This is a genomic window from Pseudoxanthomonas sp. (assembly GCF_035999195.1).
Classification (GTDB): Bacteria; Pseudomonadota; Gammaproteobacteria; order Xanthomonadales; family Xanthomonadaceae; genus Pseudoxanthomonas_A.
On the sequence record NZ_DASYGY010000004.1, the window covers coordinates 607,066 to 629,920 of the forward strand.

Annotated in this window: 16 protein-coding genes; 11 read left to right on the forward strand and 5 right to left on the reverse strand. The window is 68.4% G+C overall.

Translation table 11 applies throughout. The features are described from left to right. Nucleotides 1-7: 7 nt before the first annotated feature. Nucleotides 8-895, reverse strand: a complete 888-nt coding sequence (locus VGN58_RS03525; RefSeq protein ID WP_327481673.1) for an outer membrane protein assembly factor BamD — start codon at nt 893-895, stop codon at nt 8-10. Between the two features lie 118 nt (nt 896-1,013). Between VGN58_RS03525 and rluD the strand changes: the two genes are divergently transcribed. From rluD to VGN58_RS03545, 4 genes are all read left to right on the forward strand, one after another. Then, complete coding sequence (gene rluD / locus VGN58_RS03530; RefSeq protein ID WP_327481675.1) at nt 1,014-1,988, forward strand: 23S rRNA pseudouridine(1911/1915/1917) synthase RluD; 975 nt, start codon at nt 1,014-1,016, stop codon at nt 1,986-1,988. A gap of 17 nt (nt 1,989-2,005) precedes the next feature. Next, nucleotides 2,006-2,755: a peptidoglycan editing factor PgeF gene (gene pgeF, locus VGN58_RS03535; protein WP_327482066.1), complete on the forward strand. Its 750-nt coding sequence runs from the start codon at nt 2,006-2,008 to the stop codon at nt 2,753-2,755. Continuing rightward, the gene (locus VGN58_RS03540) at nt 2,740-3,279 is read left to right on the forward strand and encodes a DUF4166 domain-containing protein (protein WP_327481677.1); all 540 of its coding nucleotides are present in this window, start codon (nt 2,740-2,742) and stop codon (nt 3,277-3,279) included. Before pgeF ends, VGN58_RS03540 begins: the two co-directional genes overlap by 16 nt. A gap of 218 nt (nt 3,280-3,497) precedes the next feature. Then, the gene (locus VGN58_RS03545; protein ID WP_327481679.1) at nt 3,498-3,914 is read left to right on the forward strand and encodes a thiol-disulfide oxidoreductase DCC family protein; all 417 of its coding nucleotides are present in this window, start codon (nt 3,498-3,500) and stop codon (nt 3,912-3,914) included. A 103-nt stretch (nt 3,915-4,017) separates the two neighbouring features. On the opposite strand, the gene VGN58_RS03550 is transcribed toward VGN58_RS03545, so the two are convergent. Continuing rightward, the gene (locus VGN58_RS03550) at nt 4,018-6,438 is read right to left on the reverse strand and encodes a TonB-dependent receptor (RefSeq protein ID WP_327481681.1); all 2,421 of its coding nucleotides are present in this window, start codon (nt 6,436-6,438) and stop codon (nt 4,018-4,020) included. Between the two features lie 186 nt (nt 6,439-6,624). Between VGN58_RS03550 and VGN58_RS03555 the strand changes: the two genes are divergently transcribed. The 4 genes from VGN58_RS03555 (at nt 6,625) to VGN58_RS03570 (ending at nt 14,080) form a co-directional block, all read left to right on the forward strand. Next, a complete protein-coding gene (locus VGN58_RS03555) occupies nt 6,625-7,098 on the forward strand; it encodes a DUF3574 domain-containing protein (protein WP_327481683.1) in 474 nt (157 codons plus the stop codon). Nucleotides 7,099-7,338: 240 nt separating this feature from the next. After that, entirely contained in the window at nt 7,339-8,922 is a 1,584-nt protein-coding gene (locus VGN58_RS03560; protein WP_327481685.1) for a hypothetical protein, read from the forward strand. Nucleotides 8,923-9,086: 164 nt separating this feature from the next. Continuing rightward, nucleotides 9,087-11,672 (forward strand): ATP-dependent chaperone ClpB, encoded by a 2,586-nt coding sequence (gene clpB / locus VGN58_RS03565; RefSeq protein ID WP_327481687.1) that lies wholly within the window; start codon nt 9,087-9,089, stop codon nt 11,670-11,672. Nucleotides 11,673-11,809: 137 nt separating this feature from the next. Then, complete coding sequence (locus VGN58_RS03570; protein WP_327481689.1) at nt 11,810-14,080, forward strand: bifunctional diguanylate cyclase/phosphodiesterase; 2,271 nt, start codon at nt 11,810-11,812, stop codon at nt 14,078-14,080. A gap of 7 nt (nt 14,081-14,087) precedes the next feature. On the opposite strand, the gene ybaL is transcribed toward VGN58_RS03570, so the two are convergent. Together ybaL and VGN58_RS03580 are read right to left on the reverse strand one after the other, a co-directional pair. Continuing rightward, complete coding sequence (gene ybaL, locus VGN58_RS03575; protein WP_327481692.1) at nt 14,088-15,776, reverse strand: YbaL family putative K(+) efflux transporter; 1,689 nt, start codon at nt 15,774-15,776, stop codon at nt 14,088-14,090. Nucleotides 15,777-15,945: 169 nt separating this feature from the next. Then, on the reverse strand, nt 15,946-18,345 hold the full coding sequence (locus tag VGN58_RS03580; RefSeq protein ID WP_327481694.1) for a TonB-dependent receptor: 2,400 nt from the start codon (nt 18,343-18,345) through the stop codon (nt 15,946-15,948). 205 nt (nt 18,346-18,550) lie between these two features. Between VGN58_RS03580 and VGN58_RS03585 the strand changes: the two genes are divergently transcribed. Genes VGN58_RS03585 through VGN58_RS03595 form a run of 3 tightly spaced genes read left to right on the forward strand, consistent with a single transcriptional unit; the run spans nt 18,551 to nt 21,457 of the window. After that, on the forward strand, nt 18,551-20,401 hold the full coding sequence (locus VGN58_RS03585; protein WP_327481697.1) for an ABC-F family ATP-binding cassette domain-containing protein: 1,851 nt from the start codon (nt 18,551-18,553) through the stop codon (nt 20,399-20,401). 57 nt (nt 20,402-20,458) lie between these two features. Continuing rightward, nucleotides 20,459-20,794: a zinc ribbon domain-containing protein gene (locus VGN58_RS03590; RefSeq protein WP_327481699.1), complete on the forward strand. Its 336-nt coding sequence runs from the start codon at nt 20,459-20,461 to the stop codon at nt 20,792-20,794. Nucleotides 20,795-20,839: 45 nt separating this feature from the next. Then, the gene (locus VGN58_RS03595; protein ID WP_327481701.1) at nt 20,840-21,457 is read left to right on the forward strand and encodes a hypothetical protein; all 618 of its coding nucleotides are present in this window, start codon (nt 20,840-20,842) and stop codon (nt 21,455-21,457) included. Between the two features lie 340 nt (nt 21,458-21,797). Here VGN58_RS03595 and VGN58_RS03600 read toward each other — a convergent pair whose 3' ends face one another. Then, complete coding sequence (locus tag VGN58_RS03600) at nt 21,798-22,721, reverse strand: DUF3011 domain-containing protein (RefSeq protein ID WP_327481703.1); 924 nt, start codon at nt 22,719-22,721, stop codon at nt 21,798-21,800. Nucleotides 22,722-22,855 lie beyond the last annotated feature (134 nt).

Genomic DNA, 22,855 nt, shown 5'->3' on the forward strand with positions numbered 1-22,855 from the left:
CGGAGGATCAGTCGTCCTTGCGCTGGTCCACCGTGTTGCTGGACCTCTCGCCGGCGAACGGGTTCAGGCGGCGCACCATCCACGGGTAGTCCGGGAACTTGCCGACCAGCCACGGGTGCTGCGGATCGTTGAGTTCGAGCACGCGCTTGGCGTCATCGGCCAGCGTCTTGTTGCCCAGCTTGGTATAGGCCTCGGCGAGCACGGCGACGGCGTCGTACTGGTAGCTGCTCTGCGGGTAGGTTTCCAGCAGGTAGCGGGCACGGCTGGCGGCCGACACCCAGGCATCGCGGCGAAGGTAGTAGATGGCGGTGTCCAGCTCGTGCAGGGCGAACTGGTCGCGCAGCGCGATCATGCGCTGGCGCGCGTCGGCGGCGTAGCGGCTGTTGGGGTAGTTCTCGGCGACGCGGGCGAAGTCGTTGTAGCCCTGCATCGGGGTCGCCAGGTCTCGGCGGCTGGCGTCCAGGCGCCACACCTTCTGCAGGAACACCGTGTCGCGGTTGGAATTGGCCAGCCCGCGCAGGTAGTACATGTACGGGATGTTGCGATGGGTCGGGTAGGTGCGGATGAAGCGGTCGATGGTGGTGACGGCGTCGTCCAGCTTGCCGGCCTTGTACTCGGCGTAGGCCGTTTCCATCAGCGCCTGCTCGGTGTACGGGCCGTACGGGTACTGGGCGATCAGGCGGCGGAAGTTCAGCAGGCCGCGGTCCCAGTTGTTGTTGACCATCGCCCGGTGGCCTTCCTCGTACAGCACCTCGACGGGCTGGTTCTCGGCCGCGTCCTTCTTCTTGAAGATCTTGCCGCAGCCGGTGCCGGCGAAGGCGACGACCACGGCCAGCAGCACGAGACGGGAGGTCGCGGAGGAGCGGGAGAAGCGGGGGAAGGCACGCTGGGTCATGGGCTGGCGGCAGGCCGCGGCAGGGAAACAGGCCGTCGATGATAGCCTAGGCGCCGCCTTCGCCATGAACATTCGGCCAATACGGACCGGGACATGGCCTGCCTGGACGTCCTCGAGCATGACCGAATCCGATATCCCCGACACCCCCCGCACCGCGATCGTGCCCGACAGCGCCGCCGGACGGCGCTTCGACGCCGCCCTGGCGGAGCTGTTCCCCGAATTCTCCCGCTCGCGCCTGACAGAGTGGATCAAGTCCGGCCATGCGCTGCTGGACGGCCAGGTCGTGCGCCCGCGCGACCCCGTGCGCGGCGGCGAGACCGCCAGCCTGGACGTGGTGCTGGACACCCAGACCCACGCCGAGCCGGAGGACATCCCGCTGGACATCCTGTACGAGGACGACCACGTCTTCGTGCTCGACAAGCCGGCCGGCCTGGTCGTGCACCCCGGCGCCGGCAATCCGACCGGCACGCTGGTCAATGCGCTGCTGTTCCGCGACCCGTCGTTGTCGGCGCTGCCGCGCGCGGGCATCGTGCACCGACTCGACAAGGACACGTCCGGCGTCATGGTGGTGGCGCGCACCGTGCCGGCGCATACCTCGCTGGTGGCGCAACTGGCCTCGCGCGACGTGCACCGCCAGTACCTGGCGGTGGTGGTCGGGGCTATGGTGTCCGGCGGCACCGCCAATGCGCCGATCGACCGCCATCCGCGCGATCGCCTGAAGATGGCGGTGCGCGAGGACGGACGCGACGCGGTGACCCATTACCGCCTGCGCGAGCGCTTCCGTGCGCACACGGCGCTGGAATGCCGGCTGGAAACCGGCCGCACGCACCAGATCCGCGTGCACATGGCGCACATCAAGTACCCGATCGTGGGCGATCCGCTGTACGGTGGACCGCTGCGGCTGCCGAAGGGCGCCAGCGACGAGCTGATCGCGGTGCTGCGCGGTTTCCGCCGGCAGGCGCTGCATGCGGAGACGCTGGAGTTCGCCCATCCCGTCAGCGGCGAGCCGGTGCGTGTCAACGCGCCGGTGCCGGCGGACATGGTGGCGCTGCTGGCGGCGCTGCGCGCGGACAGCCAGGCGCAACGCAGGTGAACCGCGCGCCCGTCGTGATGGCCGACTGGCCCGCGCCGGCGGGCGTGCAGGCGTTCACCACGCTGCGGCATGGCGCGGGGTACTCCGTGGCGCCGTTCGACACATTCAACCTCGGCAATCGCTACGCGGCCGACGGCGATGATCCGGCCGTCGTGGCACGCAACCGCGCACGACTGGTCGAACTGGCCGGCCTGCCGTCCGCGCCGCACTGGCTGAAGCAGGTCCACGGCATCGACGTGCTGCGCGTGAACGGCCCGGCCGATCCGGATGCCGCCGAGCCTGTCGCCGATGCGCTGGTGACCTCGACGCCGGGCGTGGTGCTCGCCATCCTCACCGCCGACTGCCTGCCCGTGGTGTTCGCCGCGAAGGACGGCAGCGAGATCGCCGCCGCGCACGCCGGCTGGCCCGGGCTGTCGAAAGGCATGCTGGAAGCCACGCTGGCGGCGATGACGACGCCGTCGTCCGGTCTGGTCGCGTGGATCGGCCCCGCCGCCGGCCCGGCGCGCTATGAGGTGGGGAAGGACGTGTTCGATGTCTTCGTTGCGCACGACGCGGGCGCCGCAGCGTGCTTCGTGCCGACGCGCCCGGATCACTGGCTGGCCGACCTGCCCGCGCTCGCGCGCCGGCGCCTGGTCGCGCGCGGCATGTCGCCGGGCGATATCCACGGCGGCGATCTCTGCACGATCAGCGAGCCCATGCGCTTCTTCTCCCATCGCCGCGACGGCCGCAGCGGCCGCATCGCCACGCTGGCATGGATGCAGCCGTAAGCGCGCTGTTCGCGCAGATGCTGGGACCGGCGTTCGACACGCTGCCGGCGCCGGTGCGCGCGTTGCATGTCGCGCAGGGGCGGCAGCGGTATCGCGGCGAGGTCAAGGTGGAGCGCGGCAGCGGATGGCTGTCGCGGTTCTTCGCGGCGGCCACGCACCTTCCATCGGCGGGTACGGGTCCACTGTGCGTGGAGATCGTTGCCTCGCCACTGGAGGAGCGCTGGACCCGCTTCATCGGTGGCCGCGCGATGCCGTCGCGGCTCTGGCGCGAGGACGAAATCCTGTGCGAACGTCTCGGGCTGGCGAGGTTCGGTTTCCGGCTCGCCATGGAAGACGAAGCCATCGTGTGGCGTGTCGTGCGGGTGCATGTGTTCGGCCTGTCGCTGCCGGCGCGCTGGTTCACCGGCGTGGGTGCCCGCGAATCCGCAGATGGCGAGCGCTACGCGTTCGATGTGTGGGCCTCGTTGCCGCTCGTCGGACTGCTGGTGCACTACACGGGCTGGCTGGATGTACGCAACGAGTGAATGGCGGTCCTTCTCCCCGCGTGCGGGGAAAAGGTGCCCGGAGGGCGGATGAGGGGCGCTTCTCTTTGTCGACACGGGGGGCGGGCGTCCGTGCATCGCGCGTTGCGCCTGTGCGGTGGCGCGATGGGTGGCAGGCTCCGCTCGCCCCTCACCCGCCGTTGGCACCCTCTCCCCGCACGCGGGGAGAGGGGAATCATCCTGTCTGATGGAGAGGTTGGGTGACGACAAGGGATTCATCCAGTCCGCGAGTGCCGGTCATCGTCTTCGATGGCATCTGCGTGCTGTGCAACGGCTGGGTGCGTTTCCTGCTGAAGCACGACCGTGAGGGCCGCTATCGTTTCGCGGCGATGCAGACGGAAGCGGGACGCGCGTTGCTGGCGGGGCATGGACTGGATCCGGACAACCCCGCATCGTTCCTGCTGGTCGACGGCGAGCGCGCGTGGACCGACAGCGACGCCATCCAGCGCGTGCTGACCGGGTTGGGTGGCATGTGGCGGCTTGCCGGCGTTATCGCGTGGGTGCCGCGTGCCGTACGTGATCCGCTGTACCGCTGGATCGCGCGCAACCGCTATCGCTTGTTCGGCACCACGGCCTGCCACGTGCCGACGGACGAGCAACGCGCGCGTTTCCTGTAGCGTGCGCCGTGCGCACGATGCGCGATGTATGGATCCTGCGGTCGTGCGCATGGCGCACGCTACGCCGCCATCCCGGCGCGGGCCGGGATGACGGCCGGGTCGATCAGAACGTGTAGCGGACCCGGGTGTAGTAGTACGCACCGTTGCTGCCGATGGGCGACAGCACGTCGTAGGGCAGGTTGCCGAAGTACGAGATGTCCGCGCTCGACAGGTCCGGGTACTCGTCGGTCAGGTTCAGTCCGCCCAGCGCCACGCTCCACTTCGGTGAGACGCGGTATTCGACTTCCGCATCCAGCTGCCATTCCGCACCATAGGTCTGTTCCGGCTCGAAGCCGCCGCCGAAGTTGAAGACGCGCTTGGCGCTGCCGTGGCGGGTGACGCGTCCCAACAGCGACCAGGCCGTGCTGTCCCAGCTGGCGGTGAAGATGCCCCGCGTGCGCGGTGAGGCATCGGTCAGCGTGTTGCTCTCTTCCACGCCGAACAGCACGTAGCCCGGATCGATCGCCAGCAGTTCGGCCGGCGTGGCGGCGATGTTCTTCAGCTCGGTCTTCGCATAGCTGTAGGTGCCGGTCAGCAGCAGGTTGCCGTCGCCGAGTTGCTGGCGCCAGTTGGCGACCAGTTCCGCGCCTTCGGTACGGGTGTCGGCGGCGTTGATGAAGAAGCTGGCGCTCTGCACGCCGGGCACGCCGAAGTTGTCCAGCACGAAGTCGGTCAGGGCATCGCCGGTGATGCGTTCGGTGATCGCCACGCGGTCGTCGATGTCGATGCGGAACACGTCCAGCGACAGGTCGAAGTGCTCGCCGATGCGGCTGGTGAAGCCGAGGCTGAGGTTCAGCGCCTTCTCCGGATCCAGGTCCTGCGCGCCGAGTGCGCGGGCGATGGGATTGTTCACCGACAGCAGCCGACCCTGGGTGAGCTGGCCGGACGCGTCGTAGCCGGTGGAGGTGGATTCGAAGCCGATCTGGCTCAGCGACGGGGCGCGGAAGTTGTTCGACACCGAGCCGCGCAGCGCGAAGGCTGGTGTGAATTCATAACGCGCCGCCGCCTTGCCGGTCAGTTCGCCACCGAAGTCGTCGTAATGCTCGTAGCGTGCGGCGAGGTCGGTGCTGAACTTCTCGCCCCACTGGCTGCTGAGGCTGGCGTAGACGCTGGACACGTCGCGGTCGAGGTCGGCGGTGTCCTGCGGCGTCAGTCCGCCACCGGCTTGAGAACCGGTCGGGCGGTCGGTGAAGGGACCGGCGGCGTACGAGGCCGGATCGCCCGCGCCGGTCTCGAAGGTCTCATGGCGGAACTCCACGCCCGTGGCGAACGTGTGTGCGCCGAACACGCGGCTCAGGTCGAGGTTGGCGAGCGTCTGTGCGGACTCGTAGTCGCCGGTCCTGAAGCGCGTCGGACTGGCCGGGCCGAGCGAGGCATTGAGCGAATTGCGCAGGCGGTAGGTGAATTCATTGCGGCCGTGGTTGAGGCTGGCGTCGTAGTCCCAGTCGCCCCATTGCCCGCGCACGCCGGCCACGCCGGCCAGGTCCAGGTTCTCGCCCTCGGAAATCGGGCGGTAACCGTCCGGATAGACCTCCTTCCAGTTCGCCACGCCGTCGGGGTAACGGAAGTAGTTGGCGCCTTCGGTATCGCTCTGGTGGTAGGTGCCGAAGGCGTAGAACTCGGCGGATTCGCCCAGCGGCACGGCCGCGTTGAGCCAGGCGTTGAGGTCGCGCGAGCTGCCGTCGCCCAGCACGTAGTTGCGCTGGCCGGCCAGGGCCATGTTGTCCGGCGTCTGCTCCTCGAAGAACGGGATCTGGTCGAAGCCGGCGCGATTGGTGCCCTCGCGCTGCTTGTACTCCAGGCCGACCCGGAAGAAGCCGCCGTCGCCGATGCGGTCGCCGACCTGCGCGCTGAAGAAGCCGCTCTGGCCGTCGGTGATGGTCCGGTCGATCGGCTCCACGTTCGTGTGGTGTGCGCCGTAGTTGGCTTCGAAGGCGCCACCTTCCGGCGCGTCATTGAGGATCACGTTGATGACGCCGGCCACGGCATCGGAGCCGTACTGGGCGCCTGCGCCGTCGCGCAGCACTTCGATGCGCTTGATCGCGCTGACCGGGATGGCGTTGAAGTCGACCGGCGTGTTGCCCTTGCCGATCTTGCTGTCGGTGTTGACCAGCGCGCTGCTGTGGCGGCGCTTGCCGTTGACCAGCACCAGCACCTGGTTGGGGCTCAAACCCCGCAGCTGCGCCGCGCGGATGTGGTCGGCGCCGCCGGAGTTGGACTGGCGCGGGAAGTTCAGCGACGGCAGCAGCGCCTGCAGCGCGCTGCCCAGTTCGCCGTTGAGCACGCCGGCCTTGCGGATGTCCTCGGCGGTCAGCACGTCGATGGGCGAGGTGGACTCCAGGGCGGTGCGGTCACTGGCGCGGGTGCCGGTGACGATGACGGCATCCAGGTCGGTGGTGCCGGCGGGCGCAGTCTGGGCGAAGGCGGGGAGGGCGAGCGCCAGCGCGATGGCGGCGCCGAGCGGAGCAAGGACAGGGCGGGACATGAAGAATCTCGTGGGGCGAGGGGAAGGGACGCATGAAGTCTATCGCTTCATTGCGATGGAGCGATATAGTAGCCGCCCCGACAGCGTCGGGGTCATGTCCGCTGCCCATCACCTTATGCCGCCGCGTTATAAGGCAGGCGCAGCGTCGTGCGCCATCCTGTCCTTCTTTCACGAGGTCTCTCCCCCATGTCGCATCGTGCCGTCTGGCTGCTGGTCCTTCTCGCGCTCGCCGGGTGCGCGTCCACGCCGCCGCCGTCCCCCGCGTCCGCCACCACGTCCGCGCTGGAGGGCGATGCCCTGCGTCCCGCCGCCGCCAGTGGCTGGGTCCGCAGCGAGCTCTACTTCGGTGTGGGCGAAGAGACGGGACCGGCGGATCGCCCGCAGGCCGAGCCCATCACCGAGGCGACCTGGCGCGCCTTCCTCGACAAGGAGGTGACCTCGCGCTTCCCGGACGGCCTGACCGTCTTCGATGCCTATGGGCAATGGCTGTTCCGTGGCGCGAGCGAGCCCAACCGCCTGAAGACCAAGGTGCTGGTGGTGCTGCACGAAGACACGCCGCAGCGCCGGGCCGACATCGAGGCGATCCGCCTGGCGTGGAAGCGGGCCACCGGGCACCAGTCGGTGCTGTGGTCGCGGCATGCGGTGGACGTATCGTTCTGACGCGATCCACTCCTTCCCCCGCTTGCGGGGGAAGGTCGGGATGGGGGAGAGCGCATGCGCGTGGATGAGCGGTGCGGATCCGCAGTGCCTGACGCGTGAAGCGCAACACGTGATGGTGTCGGTCGCGGACAGCGTGACCGGCTCCGTCGCCCCCACCCCAGCCCTCCCCCGTAAACGGGGGAGGGGGCTTATCCTGCGTTCTTCGGTTCCTCTCTTTTCCTTCTCCTTCCCCGGCCCCCCATGACCGCAACGGTTTCTTCTGTGCGCCGCTGGTTCGTCCCCGGCGACCTCAACGGTTTCTTCGGCCTGGTGGTGGACAACCTGTCCATCCTGGGCTTCATCGCCGCCGCGCTGATCGGCATCTTCCAGTTCCCGGCCGAGGTGGTGTTCACCCGCATGTTCCCCGGCACGGCGCTGGGCGTGCTGGTCGGCAACCTGATCTATACGTGGATGGCGCATCGGCTGGCGGCCAAGACCGGGCGCGACGACGTCACCGCGATGCCGCTGGGCCTGGATGCGCCCACCAGCATCGGCATGGCGCTGCTGGTGCTGGGCCCGGCCTTCGTCGGTTTCAAGCAGGCCGGCATGGACGAACAGGCCGCGGCCACGGCGACATGGCAGCTCGGCATGGCGTCACTGGTGGTGATGGGCGTGCTGAAGCTGGTGCTGTCGTTCTTCGGCGATGCGGTCGCGCGGGCGGTGCCGCGCGCCGGCCTGCTCGGCTCCATCGGCGGCGCGGCGCTGACGCTGCTCGGCTTCCTGCCGCTGATCGAAACGCTGCGCCAGCCCATCGTCGGCTTCGTCACCTTCGGTCTGCTGCTGTACGTGCTGGTGGCGAAGGGCAGGCTGCCGGTGAAGATTCCCGGCGTGCTGCTCGCCTTCATCGTCGGCACCACGCTGTACTACGCGCTGGGCCTGTCGGGCTTCGGCGCGCCGGGCTTCAAGGTGCCGGAGGCGGTGCCGCTGGCGGTGACGCTGCCGCTGCCCACGCTGGGTTGGCTCGACGGCCTGGCCTACACCGCGCCCTACCTGCCGCTGCTGCTGCCGTTCGGGCTGCTGATGGTCGTCGGCGGCATCAACGTCAGCGAGAGCGCGCGCGCCGCGGGCGACGACTACCGCACGCGCGACGTGCTGCTGGCCGAAGCGGTGTCGACGCTGGTCGCCGGCTTCTGCGGCGGCGTTGCGCAGACCACGCCCTATATCGGCCAGCCCGCGTACAAGCACATGGGCGCGCGCAAGGGCTACACGCTGCTGACCGGCCTCTTCATCGGCCTCGGCGGCGTGCTCGGCTACGTGTCGGGGCTGGTGCAATGGCTGCCCGTCGCCGTGCTCGCGCCGATCATCGTCTACGTCGGCCTGGACATCACCGTGCAGGCGTTCACCGAAACGCCGCGCAAGCATGCCATCGCGGTGGCACTGGGCTTCCTGCCGTCGGTGGCGTACCTGCTGACGATCAAGTTCGGCAATCCGGCGTGGATCGCGCCGGACCGCTTCGCCGGCCTGTACGAAGGCGTCGACGGCCACGGTCTGCCGGACCTGGCCACCATCGTCACCCTGGGCAATGGCTTCATCATCACCGCGATGATCTGGACCACCGCACTGGTGGCGATGATCGACGGTCGCGACGGCCGCGCCGTGGTCGCACTGCTGGTCGGCGCGGTGCTGACGCTGTTCGGCATCATCCACTCGGTGGATCCGCGCGGCGGCATCTACCTGCCGTGGGACGTGGAGGGCCTGCGCGCGACGATCCTGTGGCAGTTCGCGGGTGCCTATGCCGCATTGGCCGTGCTGCTGGGTCTGCTGTCCCTGCAGAAGAAGCCGTAGGGCGGGCCTCGGCCCGCCGTTTCCGATACATGCGCGAAAGCGGTGGGCCAGGGCCCACCCTGCGTGAACTCCGGTCGTTGCCGGACTTGAAACACCGCCGCTTAACCGCATCTGGGTAGCATCGACTGGCGTTCGCCGGCCCCACTTCCCTTGAGGTTCTCCCGATGCGGATGGACAAACTGACCTCGCGTTTCCAGCAGGCGCTGGCCGACGCGCAGTCGCTGGCCGTGGGCCGCGACCACACCATGATCGAACCGGTGCACGTGCTCACCGCATTGCTGGAACAGCAGGGCGGCAGCACGCGTCCGCTGCTGGCGCAGGCCGGCGTCAACGTGCCCGTGCTGCGCGAGCGGCTGGGCGAAGCACTGGAGAAGCTGCCGAAGGTCACCGGCCAGGCCGGCAATCTCTCGATCGGCAACGACCTGTCGCGCCTGCTCAACGTCACCGACAAGCTGGCGCAGGACAGCGGCGATACCTACATCGCCAGCGAGTGGTTCCTGCTGGCCGCTTTGGACGACAGCGGCGCCGCCGGCCAGGAACTGAAGGCCAGTGGTGCAGACAAGCAGAAGCTGCGCGCCGCCATCGAGCGTCTGCGCGGGGGTGAGAAAGTGCAGTCCGAGAATGCCGAGGACCAGCGCCAGGCGCTGGAGAAGTACACCATCGACCTGACCGAGCGCGCCGAGATCGGCAAGCTGGACCCGGTGATCGGCCGCGACGAGGAAATCCGCCGCACCATCCAGGTCCTGCAGCGCCGCACCAAGAACAATCCGGTGCTGATAGGCGAGCCCGGCGTGGGCAAGACCGCCATCGTGGAAGGCCTGGCGCAGCGCATCGTCAACGGCGAGGTACCGGAAGGCCTGCGCGGCAAGCGCGTGCTGTCGCTGGACATGGGCGCGCTGATCGCCGGCGCCAAGTTCCGCGGCGAATTCGAGGAGCGCCTGAAGGCCGTGCTCAACGACCTGGCCAAGAACGAAGGCCAGATCATCCTCTTCATCGACGAGCTGCACACGATGGTCGGCGCGGGCAAGGCCGAGGGCTCGATGGACGCCGGCAACATGCTCAAGCCTGCGCTGGCGCGCGGCGAGCTGCACTGCATCGGCGCCACCACGCTGGACGAATACCGCAAGTACGTCGAGAAGGACGCCGCGCTGGAGCGCCGCTTCCAGAAGGTGTTCGTCGGCGAACCCAGCGTCGAGGACACCATCGCCATCCTGCGCGGGTTGAAGGAGAAGTACGCCGTGCACCACGGCGTTGAGATCACCGACCCGGCCATCGTCGCTGCCGCGACGCTGAGCCATCGCTACATCGCCGACCGCCAGTTGCCGGACAAGGCCATCGACCTGATGGACGAGGCCGCCAGCCGCATCCGCATGGAGATCGACTCCAAGCCGGAGGAAATGGACCGCATGGAGCGCCGGCTGATCCAGCTCAAGATCCAGCGCGAGGCGCTCAAGAAGGAGAAGGACGCGCAGTCGAAACAGCGCCTGGCCGACCTGGAAACCGAGATCGAATCGCTGCAGCGCGAGTTCAACGATCTCGAGGAAATCTGGAAGGCCGAGAAGGCCACGCTGACCGGTGCGACCAAGATCAAGGAGCAGATCGAGCGGGTGAAGCTGGAACTGGAGGCCGCGCAGCGCAAGCAGGACTACGCGCGGATGAGCGAACTGCAATACGGCCAGCTGCCGGAGCTTGAAAAGCAGCTGGCGGCCGCGCAGGAGGCCGAGCAGAAGGGCTTCCGCCTGCTGCAGGACAAGGTCACCGACGAGGAGATCGCCGAGGTCGTCAGCCGCTGGACCGGCATCCCGGTCAGCAAGATGCTGGAGGGCGAGCGCGAGAAGCTGCTGCAGATGGAGCAGTCGCTGCGCGGCCGCGTGATCGGCCAGGAAGAGGCGATCAAGGTGGTGTCCGACGCGGTGCGCCGTTCGCGCGCCGGCATTTCCGATCCCGACCGCCCCAGTGGCTCGTTCCTGTTCCTGGGCCCGACCGGCGTCGGCAAGACCGAGCTGTGCAAGGCGCTGGCCGAATTCCTGTTCGACAGCAGCGACGCGATGGTCCGCATCGACATGAGCGAGTTCATGGAGAAGCATGCGGTGAGCCGCCTGGTCGGCGCGCCCCCGGGCTACGTGGGCTACGAAGAAGGCGGTTACCTGACCGAAGCCGTGCGTCGTCGCCCGTACAGCGTGATCCTGCTGGACGAGGTCGAGAAGGCGCATCCGGACGTGTTCAACATCCTGCTGCAGGTACTGGACGACGGTCGCCTGACCGATGGGCAGGGGCGCACGGTGGACTTCCGCAACACGGTCATCGTGATGACGTCCAACCTCGGCTCCAGCCTGATCCAGGAACTTTCCGACGACACGCCCGAGAGCTACACGCAGATGAAGGCCGCGGTGATGGGCGTGGTGCAGGCGCACTTCCGCCCCGAGTTCATCAACCGGCTGGACGACATCGTGGTGTTCCATCCGCTGGACAAGGCGCAGATCTGCGAGATCGCCCGCATCCAGACACGGTACCTGGCCAAGCGCTTGGCCGAGCGCCAGATCGTGCTGGAACTCGACGACTCGGCGCTGATGCTGCTGGGCAACGTCGGTTTCGATCCTGTCTACGGCGCGCGGCCGTTGAAGCGCGCGATCCAGGCGCAGCTGGAGAATCCGCTGGCGCAGAAGATCCTCGCCGGCGAGTTCGGTACCGGCGACACGGTACGGGTACGCGCCGAGGGCGGGCAGCTGGCGTTCGAGGTGGTCCGCTGACGGACGGTTGTGGCGGGCATGTCCTGCTTCCGTCCCTCAGTGCGTGGTAGTACGTTAAGGGGCGGCCTGCACTTGGGCAGGCGCGCGTCGTGCGGTCTCCGCTCCGGCGGAGCGCGTACAGCGGCAAGGACGGACCGATGGCCGACGATGCAGGGCAGCCGGTGCGTGGCCTGGGCGGGAGCATGCAAGTGCTCCTGCTGGGCGGCATGTGCCTGCTGCTGCAGCAGATCGCGGTGCGTTACCGCATCGACTTCTTCGGCGAGGTCGCCGACGCCTCCCTGATCCATCTCCATACCGGCCTGTTGCTGGCCATCGCCATGCTGGCGCGGGACGCGCGCGTGGTGGCCGGCTGCTTCGTGGTGACGTTCGTCGGCTGGACGTTCCGGCAGATGTACCTGTTCGATGGCGGGCGTCCCACCTGGATGCTGGCGTGGGGGGCGGGGAGCTATCTGCTGCAGTACGCCTGGACGCTGCTGTGCGTGCGCTGGATGGGATGGCCGCGCAGGCGCGGCGCGCGCGTGCAGCGCGATGACCTGATCCGTTTCGCGGGCATCGGCCTGCTGCTCTATCCGCTGGTGACGGCCGTGCTGGGCCTCAGCGTCGTGCTGCTGTCCTCGCCGGCCGACGCGGTGAGTACGGCGTTCCAGATGTTCTTCGCCAAACAGTTCGGCGTGGTGGTCGTGACCCTGCCGCTGGTGATCGGTTGGCAGGAGCGCGCCGCCCTGGCCCCGCGCGCCGACGCCGGCCGGCACTGGGTGTGGCCGGTGGCCTTGGGGCTGGGGCTGGGCATCAGCCTGTGGGCGGCGGTGACGGTGCGGCAGGCGTTCAGCGGTGCGTCCTTCCTGTCGGCGCCGGTGCTGATGGACTACCGGTTCGCCCTGCTGGTCGTGCTGGCCTGGTGCATGCTGCGGCTGCCGCCGCGCTGGGCCATGCTGTCGCTGTCGCTCACCCTGCTCCTGCTGGTCGGCATGGTGGCCGGCACGGCCGAATACGCCAACACCCCGGTCGGCTTCTTCAACCTGCTGCACATCGCGGTGGAGATGAACATCCTGCTGCTGGCGATGCTCTATCTCTGGCTGACCAACCGCGACCGGTCCGCGCTGGCCGACCAGCTGTCCGAGGAAACGCTGCGCGACCAGGTGACCGGCCTGCCCAACCTGAAGGCGATGCGCGAGCGGATGGACCGGCCGCTGCCGCGGCGGGAACTGGGATACCTGCTGCTGGACCAGACCGACACGCTGGTGGCCGGGTTCGGCCTGGATACGCAGGCGCAGGCGATGAATGCCACGGCGCGCCGGCTCGAGGATCTGGTCGAAACCTATTACGTGGGCACCGGCCAGTTCGCGCTGCTGCCGCGTCCCGGGCGCGACGCCGACCTGTGGGAGCGCGTGATGGCGCGCGTGGAGCATGCGGAGATCGATGTCGGCGGCGAACCGATCCGGCTGCTGCCTTACCTCGGCGTCGCCGCGTTCAACGGTACCCATCCCAGCATGATCGACGGCGCGGTGCTGGCGGCCTCGCATCTGGCCTTCGAGGCGCGCCAGCACGGCGAGCTGCGTCCGCGCTACAGCGATGTCGGCGACACCCAGGTGCGGCGCACGCACCGCCGCCAGCTGCACGATGCCACCGAAGCACTGGCCAGCCTGCGCAGCGAGCGCGTGGCGCTGTACTTCCAGCCGATCCGCGAGCTGGTGCCGGACATGCGGGACGAACCGCGTTCGCTGGCGGGCGAGGTGCTGTGCCGGTTGGTGGACGAGAAGGGCGAGATCATGTCGCCGGCCCGCTTCATGGCCCCGCTGGAAGCCGCCGGTCGCGGTGCCGAACTGGATCTTGCGGTGGTGCGCGCGCTGTTCCGGCTGCTGCGGAAGAATCCGGGCGCGCTGCCGTACTGCCGGGAGATCGCGATCAACCTGACCGGACAGAGCCTGGCGTCGATGAGCTTCCAGGTGGAACTGCGCACGTTGCTGGCCGGTTCGCCGCTGCCGATGAGCGCGCTGTGCTTCGAGGTCACCGAGACCGCCGCCATTTCCAACACGGCCGCCGCCAGCCATCTGCTCACCGACCTGCAGGCGCTGGGCTGCCACATCGCCATCGACGATTTCGGCACCGGCATGCAGAGCTTCGCGCGGCTGCGGGAACTGCCGGTCGACGTGATCAAGATCGACGGTTCGTTCGTGCGCAACGTCGCCCAGCTCGGCAAGGACTATGCCGTGGTGCAGGCCTCGGTGGCGGTGGCCAAGGCGTTCGGCGCGACCACCGTGGCCGAATTCGTCGAGGACGAGGACACCGAATTCTGCCTGCGTCGCCTGGGCGTACACCGCGTGCAGGGATACCTCTACGGCGCGCCGCGTCCGCTCGCCGACGTGCTGGCGGAAACGGCCGCCGAAGCCGCCGCCTCCCGCGAATGACGTCGACTCAGATGGCCACGCGCTGGGGACGGTAGGGCGGCGTGGACATCACCATTTCGGCCAGCGAGAACGCCAGTTCGCGTTCGGCCAGTACCGCGCCGTCGGCGCCATGCTCGAGCAGATGCTTCACCTCGCCCTCGCTGTGCGCGCGCGCCAGCAGGGTCAGGCCGGGGTTGATCGCGCGCAGCTTGGCCAGTGCTTCGCCGGCTTCCAGCGGCTGCGGAATCGCCAGCACCGCGATCTTGGCGCGTTCGGGGTGCGCCTCGGCCAGCACCCGGTCGGCGGCGGCGCTGCCGCGGATCGCCGGAATGCCGGCATCGTGCGCGCGGGCGACGTGGTCGCCATTGTCGTCGATGACGATCAGCGGCACGCCGCGGTCGCGCAGCACGCGGGCCAGTTCGCTGCCCACCCGGCCGTAGCCGATGATGATGGCGTGGCCGGTGACGTCCAGCGACGGCCCGGGCCGCACCTCCGGCTCCGCCGGCACCGGTGCCAGCGCTTCCTGCCTCTTCTGCCAGCGGTCCAGCCAAGTGAACAGGAACGGATTGGCGATGATCGACAGCAGCGAGCCGGCCAGGATCAGGTCGCGGCCTTCCGGCGGCAGGATCTTCAGCGCCACGCCCAGCGCGGCGAGGATGAAGGAGAACTCGCCGATCTGCGCCAGGCTCACCGAAATGGTCAGCGCCGTGCCGGTGGGGTGCTTGAACGCCTTGACGATGTAGTAGGCCGCCACCGACTTGCCCAGCACGATGATGGCGAACGTGGCCAGCACCTGCCACGGATGCGCCACCACGATCGCCGGGTTGAACAGCATGCCGACCGACACGAAGAACAGCACCGCGAAGGCATCCCGCAGCGGTAGCGAATCGTTGGCCGCCTTGTGGCTCAGTTCGGATTCGTTGAGCAGCATGCCGGCGAAGAACGCGCCCAGCGCGAACGATACGCCGAACATCGTGGCCGACCCGAACGCCACGCCCAGGGCGATGGCCAGCACCGACAGGGTGAACAGCTCGCGCGAGCCGGTCGCCGCGATCTTTTCCAGCGTCCAGGGAATCGCCCGGCGGCCGACCAGCAGCATGAAGGCCACGAACGCGCCCAGCTTGATGAAGGTCCACGCGATGGCGACGGCGAACGTGCCGAAACTGGCGCCTTCCGTGCCGCTTTCCGGGCCGAAGGTCTCGGCCAGCACCGGCAGCATCACCAGTGCCAGCACCATCACCAGGTCTTCGACGATCAGCCAGCCCACCGCGATGCGGCCGCGCTGCGTCTCCAGCAGGCGGCGCTCCTCCATCGCCCGCAACAGCACCACCGTGCTCGCCACCGACAGCGCCAGGCCGAACACGAAGCCGTTGAGCGGCGTCCAACCCATGCCCCAGGCCAGCGCCCAGCCCAGGCCGGTAGCGACGGCGATCTGCACGATCGCGCCGGGAATGGCGATCGCCTTCACCTCCAGCAGGTCTTCCAGCGAGAAGTGCAGGCCCACGCCGAACATCAGCAGCATCACGCCCAGTTCGGACAACTGCGTGGCGAGTTCCTGGTCGGCGACGAAGCCCGGCGTGAACGGGCCGACGAAGATGCCTGCAAGCAGATAACCGACCAGCGGCGAGAACCGCAGCTTGTGGGCGATCGCACCCAGCACGAAGGCCAGGCCCAGGCCCACCGCGATGATGTTGATCAGGTCGGTGTCATGCGGCATAGATGGCGGCTTTCCTCGTCATGGGGATCGAGTGTCGCCGATGCGAGCGCCCTGCGGCAAACGAAAACTAGCCGCGGGTGCACGCGCGCTCGTGCGCACCTCACTGCGCGCAAACGGAAACGCCCCGCGCGGGGCGGGGCGTTCCGGATGGATCAGGCGATGACGCCCATCACCACTTGTAGGCGATGCGCCCGTAGACATACGCGCCGTTGAACCCGCCCGGTGACTGGCTGCTGTAGGGGAACTGCCCGCTGTTAGAGTTCGGGAAGATCGTCCGGTCAGGGTACTCGTCCAGCAGGTTGTCCGCACCGAGCGTCAGCGTCCAGTTCTCGCTGGGACGGAAACTGGTGGACGCATCCAGGATCCACTTCGCCCCATAGGTCTGGTCGTTGACGGGGTTGCCGGTCTCGCTGACGCGCGTGGTGAACTCGCCATAGCGGGTCGCGCCGAAGGTGAAGTCCCAGCGGGCCAGCTTCCAGGCCGCGGTCAGCGTGGCCTTGTCGCGCGGATAGCCTTCCTCGATGCGGCCCTGCTCGTCGCGGCCGACGCGGAAGAGATTGGCGCCCAGCGCGGTCAGCTCCTGCGGATTCGGCGCGATGCGCTGGATCTCGGTCTTGTTGTAGTTGTAGCCGGCGGTCAGGGCGAGGCTGCTGTTCTCGAACGGCACCGTGTACTGTGCGATCACGTCGACGCCGCGCGTGCGGGTGTCGGCGGCATTGGTGAAGTAGCGCGCGCTGGTGACGCCGTTGACGCCGAGGCTTGCCAGCAGCGCCTGCGCCGCCGCGTTGCCGCCCAGCAGCAGGTTCGACGACAGCACGATGCGGTCGTCGATGTCGATCTGGTAGGCGTCGATGGTGACGTACAGGCTGTCCACCGGCCGCAGCACCAGGCCCAAGCCGTAGGACAGAGAGGTTTCCGCGGTCAGCGCTTCGGCACCGAGGGCCTGCGCGACCGGGCCGGTCGCGGGGAAGGTGCCGGATTCGAAGAAGCGGTCGAGCGACGCGTTGTACTGCGAGGTCACCACCTGGTAGTACTGCTGTGCGAGCGCCGGTGCGCGGAAGCCGCTGGCCACGGTCGCACGCAGGGCCACCGCATCGGTGAAGGCGTAACGCGCGGACAGCTTGCCCGACACCTCGCTGCCGAAGTCGGAGTAATCCTCGTAGCGCCCGGCGATGCCGGCGGAGAACTTCTCGGTCAGATCGGCTTCCAGGCCGATGTACGCCGCATAGCTGTCGCGGTCCGAATGCACCGCATTGACAGGAGTGAAGCCGGCGAATCCCTGCGCGCCGCTGCCGGTGTACGAGTTGAGTTCGCCCGGCGACTGGTTCCACTTCTCCTGCCGGTATTCGGCGCCGAACGACAGCGTTGCCGGGTAGGCCAGGCCGATCTCCAGCGGCTTGCTGACATCGGCATTCAACACGTTCTGGGTGTACTCCAGCGCGCCGTCGTAGAAGCGGTGCGGGCTGCTCGCGCCCAGGCTGTAGTTGATGCTGTTCTGGGTGTAGAACTTAAGGTGGTTGTAGCCGTAGTTGTAGCTGACGTCCCACTTCCAGCCGCTCTCGGTGTCGCCCTTGATGCCTGCGACCAGCGAACGGTCCTGTGACAGCTGGTTGATCTCGGGCACGTAGCCGTCCGGGTAGACCTGGGCCAGCAGCGCGCCCTGGCTGCTGTGGTTGCGCGAGCGATAGAAGGCGAAGGACACAATGTCGCGATTGCTGGCGATCGCGGTGGCGTACGCGCTGACGTTGTCGCTAAAGTCGAAACCGGCATTGGCCGAGACGGCGCCGGCATCGACCTGGGGATCGCCGTAGACGAAGGCGACCTGGCCCACCGCGGGATTGTTGCCCGTGTTCGGTGCCGTGCCCTGGTACGGGCCGGCGCGGTTGGTTTCGTCCTGCTGGGTCAGCTGCCCGGCGACATGGACGAAGCCGCGGCCGTCGCCGAACGACACGCCGGTATCGCCGGAGAGTTGTGTATTGCCGCCGTCACCGGCGGAGTAGCCGCCCACGTCGATCGCCAGGCTGCCGCCCTTGCCGGCGCCCTTCAGCACGATGTTGACCACGCCGGCGATGGCGTCGGAGCCGTATTGCGCAGAGGCGCCGTCGCGCAGCACCTCCACGCGCTCGATCGCCGACACCGGGATGGCGTTGAGGTCGACCGCCGACGAGCCGCGGCCGATGCTGCCGTTGACGTTGACCAGCGCCGAGATGTGGCGGCGCTTGCCGTTGACCAGGATCAGGACCTGGTCGGGCGACAGGCCGCGCAGCTGCGCCGGGCGCACGCCGCTGGTGCCGTCGGTGACGGCGGGACGCGGGAAGTTCAGCGAGGGCAGCGCGCGGGCCAGCGCCGTGGCCAGCTCGGTGGTGCCGGTCGATTGCAGGACTTCCGGCGTGATGATGTCGATGGGCGACTGCGATTCGGCCACCGTACGGTCGGAGACGCGGGTGCCGGTGACGATCAGGGTATCGAGAGTGCGGGCCTCGGCGGGGGCCGACTCCTGCGCGAACGTGGCGGGGGTGACCAGGGCCAAGCTGATGGCGAGGGTCAGGGGGGACAGCGAACGGGTCATGGGGGAAGCTCCGGGAAGGACAGCGAAGTACGACTTCAAGTGGATCAGGGCTTGCAAAGTTTCCTTTGAAACCATGGACTTAGGTGCTACCTGTTCTGGTTACAGGGGCGGGAAGGGCGTGTCAATGCTTTGTTAACAAGTGTGAGCGGGTGCGCTATCGATAAACTACGTGGCCGCTTCCGCCCAAATCCCCTTAGGTTGTTTCTTGATCTCCCTTCGTAATTTCGCGCTCCGTCGTGGCGAGCGCCTGCTGCTGTCAAATGTCGACCTCACCCTGCATGCGGGCTATCGCGTGGGCGTGGTGGGCCGCAACGGCGCGGGCAAGTCCAGCCTGTTCGCCGCCGTGCAGGGCGAACTGGAAGCCGACAAGGGCGACCTCGACCTGCCGGGCAAGGTGCGCATCGCCAGCGTCGCGCAGGAGACTCCCTCGCTGCCCGATCCGGCGCTGTCGTTCGTGCTGGGGGGCGACACCGAGGTCGCGGCGGTCCTGCAGGCCGAGGCCGACGCCTCCGCGCGCGAGGATTGGGAAGCCGTGGCCAACGCGCACCAGAAGATGGCCGAAATCGGCGCCTACGACGCCGAAGCGCGCGCCGGCAAGCTGCTGCACGGCCTGGGCTTCCCGGCCGATACGCACCACCGTCCGGTGTCGTCCTTCTCCGGTGGCTGGCGCGTGCGCCTGAACCTGGCGCGCGCGCTGATGATGCCCAGCGACCTGCTGTTGCTCGACGAACCCACCAACCACCTCGACATGGACGCGGTGCTGTGGCTGGAGCAGTGGCTGCTGAAATATCCCGGCACGCTGCTGCTGATCTCGCACGACCGCGAATTCCTCGACAACGTGGCCACGCATACGCTGCACCTGCACGGCGGCGGCGCCAAGCTGTACCCCGGCGGTTACACCGACTTCGAGCGCCAGCGCGCCGAGCAGCTCCGCCAGCAGCAGATCGCGCACGAGAAGGAGCAGGCCGAACGCGCGCACCTGCAGAGCTTCATCGACCGCTTCAAGGCCAAGGCCTCGAAGGCGGCGCAGGCGCAGAGCCGCATGAAGCGACTGGCCAAGCTGGCCGGTACCGAGGCGGTGCGTGCCGAGCGCGAATTCCGCATCGAGTTCGCCCCGCCGGCCAAGCTGCCGTTTTCGCTGATCCGCCTGAACCACGTGGAGGCCGGCTACGGTCCGGACGCGGTGATCCTGCACAACGTCGGCTTCGGCCTGGAGGCCGGCCAGCGCATCGGCCTGTTGGGCCCCAACGGCGCCGGCAAGACCACACTGGTGAAGTCGCTGGTCGGCGAACTGCCGGTGCTGGCGGGCGACCGCATGGCGCATCCGGACCTGCGCATCGGTTACTTCGCCCAGCACACGGTCGAGTCGCTGCACGAGGGCCAGTCGCCGATGGACCACTTCCGCGACCTGTCGCCGGACGCCAGCAACCAGTCGTTCCGCGATTTCCTGGGCAAGTGGAATTTCCCCGGCGATCGCGCGTTCGAGCCGGTCGACGGCTTCTCCGGCGGCGAGCGCGCGCGACTCGCGCTGGCGCTGATCGCCTGGCAGCAGCCGAACGTGCTGTTGCTCGACGAACCGACCAACCACCTCGATCTGGAAATGCGCGAAGCATTGGCCGAAGCGCTCAGCGACTTCGATGGCGCCATCGTCATGGTCTCGCACGACCGCCACCTGATCGGCCTGGTCTGCGACACGTTCTGGCGGGTGGCCGACGGCAAGGTCGAACCGTTCGCCGGCGACCTGGACGAATACGCGGCCTGGCTGCGCACCCGCTCCACCGCACAGGGCAGCAAGCCGCTGCGCAGCGAACCGGCGCCGGCGCCCAAGCCTGCCCCCGCACCCGCGAAGAAGGTCAATCCCGTCAAGCTGGCCGCCGCCGAGGCCAAGGTCGCCGAACTGGAAGCCAAGCTGGCCGAGGTGGACGCGCAGCTCGCGGACCCGTCCAGCTACGCCGATGCCGATCTCGCCGCACGCCTGGGCCGCGACCGGGAGGCGCTGCAACAGCAGCTCGCCAAGGCCGAAGAGGCCTGGTCGGCGCTGTACGACGAGGCTTGATTCTCGCCTTTCCCGACCCCAGACACGTGCCGGTTCACTCCGCTTCCCAAACCTGTCATGCCCATCTACGCCTTCGAATGCACCCAGTGCGGCCACAGTTTCGACCGGCTGCAGAAGCTGTCCGATCCGGATCCCGACACCTGCCCGGCCTGCAGTGCGCAGGCGGTGAAGCGGCAGGTGACGGCGCCGTCGTTCCGGCTGGCCGGCAGCGGCTGGTACGAGACCGACTTCAAGAAGGACGGCGACAAGAAGCGCAACCTGGCCGACGGTGGCGAGGGCGCCAAGCCGTCCAGCGAGGCCAAGCCGGCGGAGTCGTCGCCCGCGAAAGCCGAAAGCGCGCCGGCGAAGACCGAGTCCAAGCCGGCGGCCCCGTCCTCGACATCCTCGACCTGAGGCCAGCGGTGTAAGGTGCATCCCTTCCTGCCACGAAGGGATGCCATGAAGAAGACCCTGATCGCGTGTGCGGCGTTGCTCGCCGCCGGCTGCGCCACGTCGACTGCGGATGTGCCGGCGTCGACGCCGGCCGATGCGTTCCTCGCGTCGCTGGCCGATCACTGCGGCAAGGCCTACGCCGGCCGCATCACCGCCAACCAGCCCGCCTCGACCACGCCCGATCCGTTCGAGGGCAAGGCCTTGGTCATGCATGTGCGCGGTTGCGACGACCCGACGCGCGAGATCCGCGTGCCGTTCCATGTCGGCGACGACCACTCGCGGACGTGGGTGCTGACGCGGACAGGATCGGGTCTGCGGCTGAAACACGACCACCGCCACGAGGACGGCAGTCCGGATGCGGTGACGATGTACGGCGGCGACACGGCGGTCGCGGGGACGGCCCAGCGACAGGCGTTTCCGGTGGATGCGGAATCCATCGCGATGTTCCGGCGCGGGGGTCTGACAGCCTCGGTGACCAATACCTGGGCGATGGAACTGGTGCCGGCGGAGACCTTCGTCTACGAACTCAGCCGCCCGAACGGGCGCTTGTTCCGCGTGGAGTTCGACCTGACCACGCCTGTCGCGCTGCCGCTGGCGCCGTGGGGCAGCAGCGAGGACGGGTGAGGGAGAGGCCTCACTGCGTTGCGCTTGCGAGCAACAGCCGCAATGGGTCCCAGCGTTCGCTGGGACGACGAAAGTCAGCGCCAATTCAACGCCGTCGTCCCGGCGAACGCTGGGACCCAAGCGGACGTTGTATGCCCTTCCTGTCGTGCAACGCCGTCAAAGCAAGTCGCTGGGTCCCGGCGTTCGCCGGGATGACGGGTCCGGGTCGGCTCCGGCGTTATCGATCGGTAGCGTGCGCCGTGCGCACGACGCCGTATCGTACGGTTCCGTCAAAGCGGGTCCCTGGATCCAGGCCTGCGCCGGGATGACGGGCACGGGCCCCAGCGCTCCCTCACCGGACTCAGCGTGGCCCGAAGCGGCCGCGGCAGCCGCGGTCCACCCACACCTGGGTGCCCGTGTAGCCCCAGCTGTAGCCCTCGCGGCAGCTGTTGTTCGAGAGTTGCTGCTGCAGGATCGGCCGGCCCTGGCGCGGGTCGTAGGCGCAGGTCCTGCGGCGGTTGTCGTCGCTGCTGCAGGTGATGGTGTAGCCGCTGTTGCCGCCGCCGCCCCCGCCATTGCCCGAGTCGCGGAACTCCGCCCGGCAGCCGCCGCGCACCCAGATCATGCCCTGGCGCTGGCCCCAGTTCTGGTTCTCGCTGCAGCGGGTCGATGACAGGTTGCGCTGCACCACCGCGCGTCCACGGAAGGGGGTGCGGCATTCGCGATAGGCATTGTTGGCGCTCTCGCACACCACCGTGGAGCCGCTGCCGCCGCCCCAGCCGCCTCCCGAGCCCTCCGCGAACCGGCCGCGGCAACCGCGGTCCACCCACACCACCCCATTGCCGCTGCCCCAGTTCTGACCCTCGACGCAGCGCGTGCCGGACAGGTTCTGTACCAGGACCGCATGCCGGCGGAACCCGGTCGTGCATTCCCGGCGGCGGTTGTCCTTGCTCTCGCAGGTGACCTGGCCGCCGGAAGGCGGCGGGTTCGGGTTCCAGCCCCCGGTGTTGCCGCCGAGCGACTGGGCGATGTCCTGCTTGATGCGGCTGAAGGTCCAGTTGGAGCGGTTGACCTGGTCCAGGTAGAACCGCAGTTGGTCGTCCGGAATGCGGCGGCCGCGCGACTGTTCGGAGTACTCCAGGCTGATCACGCGGGTCTGGTCCTGCACCGACAGCGTGCGCAGGTTCTCGGGCGCGTAGGCCCTGGGCGCGATCTGGGCGAAGGCACTGCCGGCCGCCAGGGCCAGCAACAGTACGAAAACGGACTGCAACAACGGCTTCTTCATGGCGGCACCCTCCTGGGGAGGCGCCAGCATACGCCGGGAATGTTAATCCGGAGCAGAGGCCGGTCGGGGGAGCAGGTAAACTAGCCGGCTAGGACGGCCGACGGCCGTTGCACCCCTTCCGGCGATGTCCGGAT

Coding starts and splice junctions, on each gene's coding strand:
- VGN58_RS03525 (WP_327481673.1), bottom strand. CDS start 895: ATGACCCAGCGTGCCTTCCCCCGCTTCTCCCGCTCCTCCGCGACCTCC.
- rluD (WP_327481675.1), top strand. CDS start 1,014: ATGACCGAATCCGATATCCCCGACACCCCCCGCACCGCGATCGTGCCC.
- pgeF (WP_327482066.1), top strand. CDS start 2,006: ATGGCCGACTGGCCCGCGCCGGCGGGCGTGCAGGCGTTCACCACGCTG.
- VGN58_RS03540 (WP_327481677.1), top strand. CDS start 2,740: ATGGATGCAGCCGTAAGCGCGCTGTTCGCGCAGATGCTGGGACCGGCG.
- VGN58_RS03550 (WP_327481681.1), bottom strand. CDS start 6,438: ATGTCCCGCCCTGTCCTTGCTCCGCTCGGCGCCGCCATCGCGCTGGCG.
- VGN58_RS03555 (WP_327481683.1), top strand. CDS start 6,625: ATGTCGCATCGTGCCGTCTGGCTGCTGGTCCTTCTCGCGCTCGCCGGG.
- VGN58_RS03560 (WP_327481685.1), top strand. CDS start 7,339: ATGACCGCAACGGTTTCTTCTGTGCGCCGCTGGTTCGTCCCCGGCGAC.
- clpB (WP_327481687.1), top strand. CDS start 9,087: ATGCGGATGGACAAACTGACCTCGCGTTTCCAGCAGGCGCTGGCCGAC.
- VGN58_RS03570 (WP_327481689.1), top strand. CDS start 11,810: ATGGCCGACGATGCAGGGCAGCCGGTGCGTGGCCTGGGCGGGAGCATG.
- ybaL (WP_327481692.1), bottom strand. CDS start 15,776: ATGCCGCATGACACCGACCTGATCAACATCATCGCGGTGGGCCTGGGC.
- VGN58_RS03580 (WP_327481694.1), bottom strand. CDS start 18,345: ATGACCCGTTCGCTGTCCCCCCTGACCCTCGCCATCAGCTTGGCCCTG.
- VGN58_RS03590 (WP_327481699.1), top strand. CDS start 20,459: ATGCCCATCTACGCCTTCGAATGCACCCAGTGCGGCCACAGTTTCGAC.
- VGN58_RS03595 (WP_327481701.1), top strand. CDS start 20,840: ATGAAGAAGACCCTGATCGCGTGTGCGGCGTTGCTCGCCGCCGGCTGC.
- VGN58_RS03600 (WP_327481703.1), bottom strand. CDS start 22,721: ATGAAGAAGCCGTTGTTGCAGTCCGTTTTCGTACTGTTGCTGGCCCTG.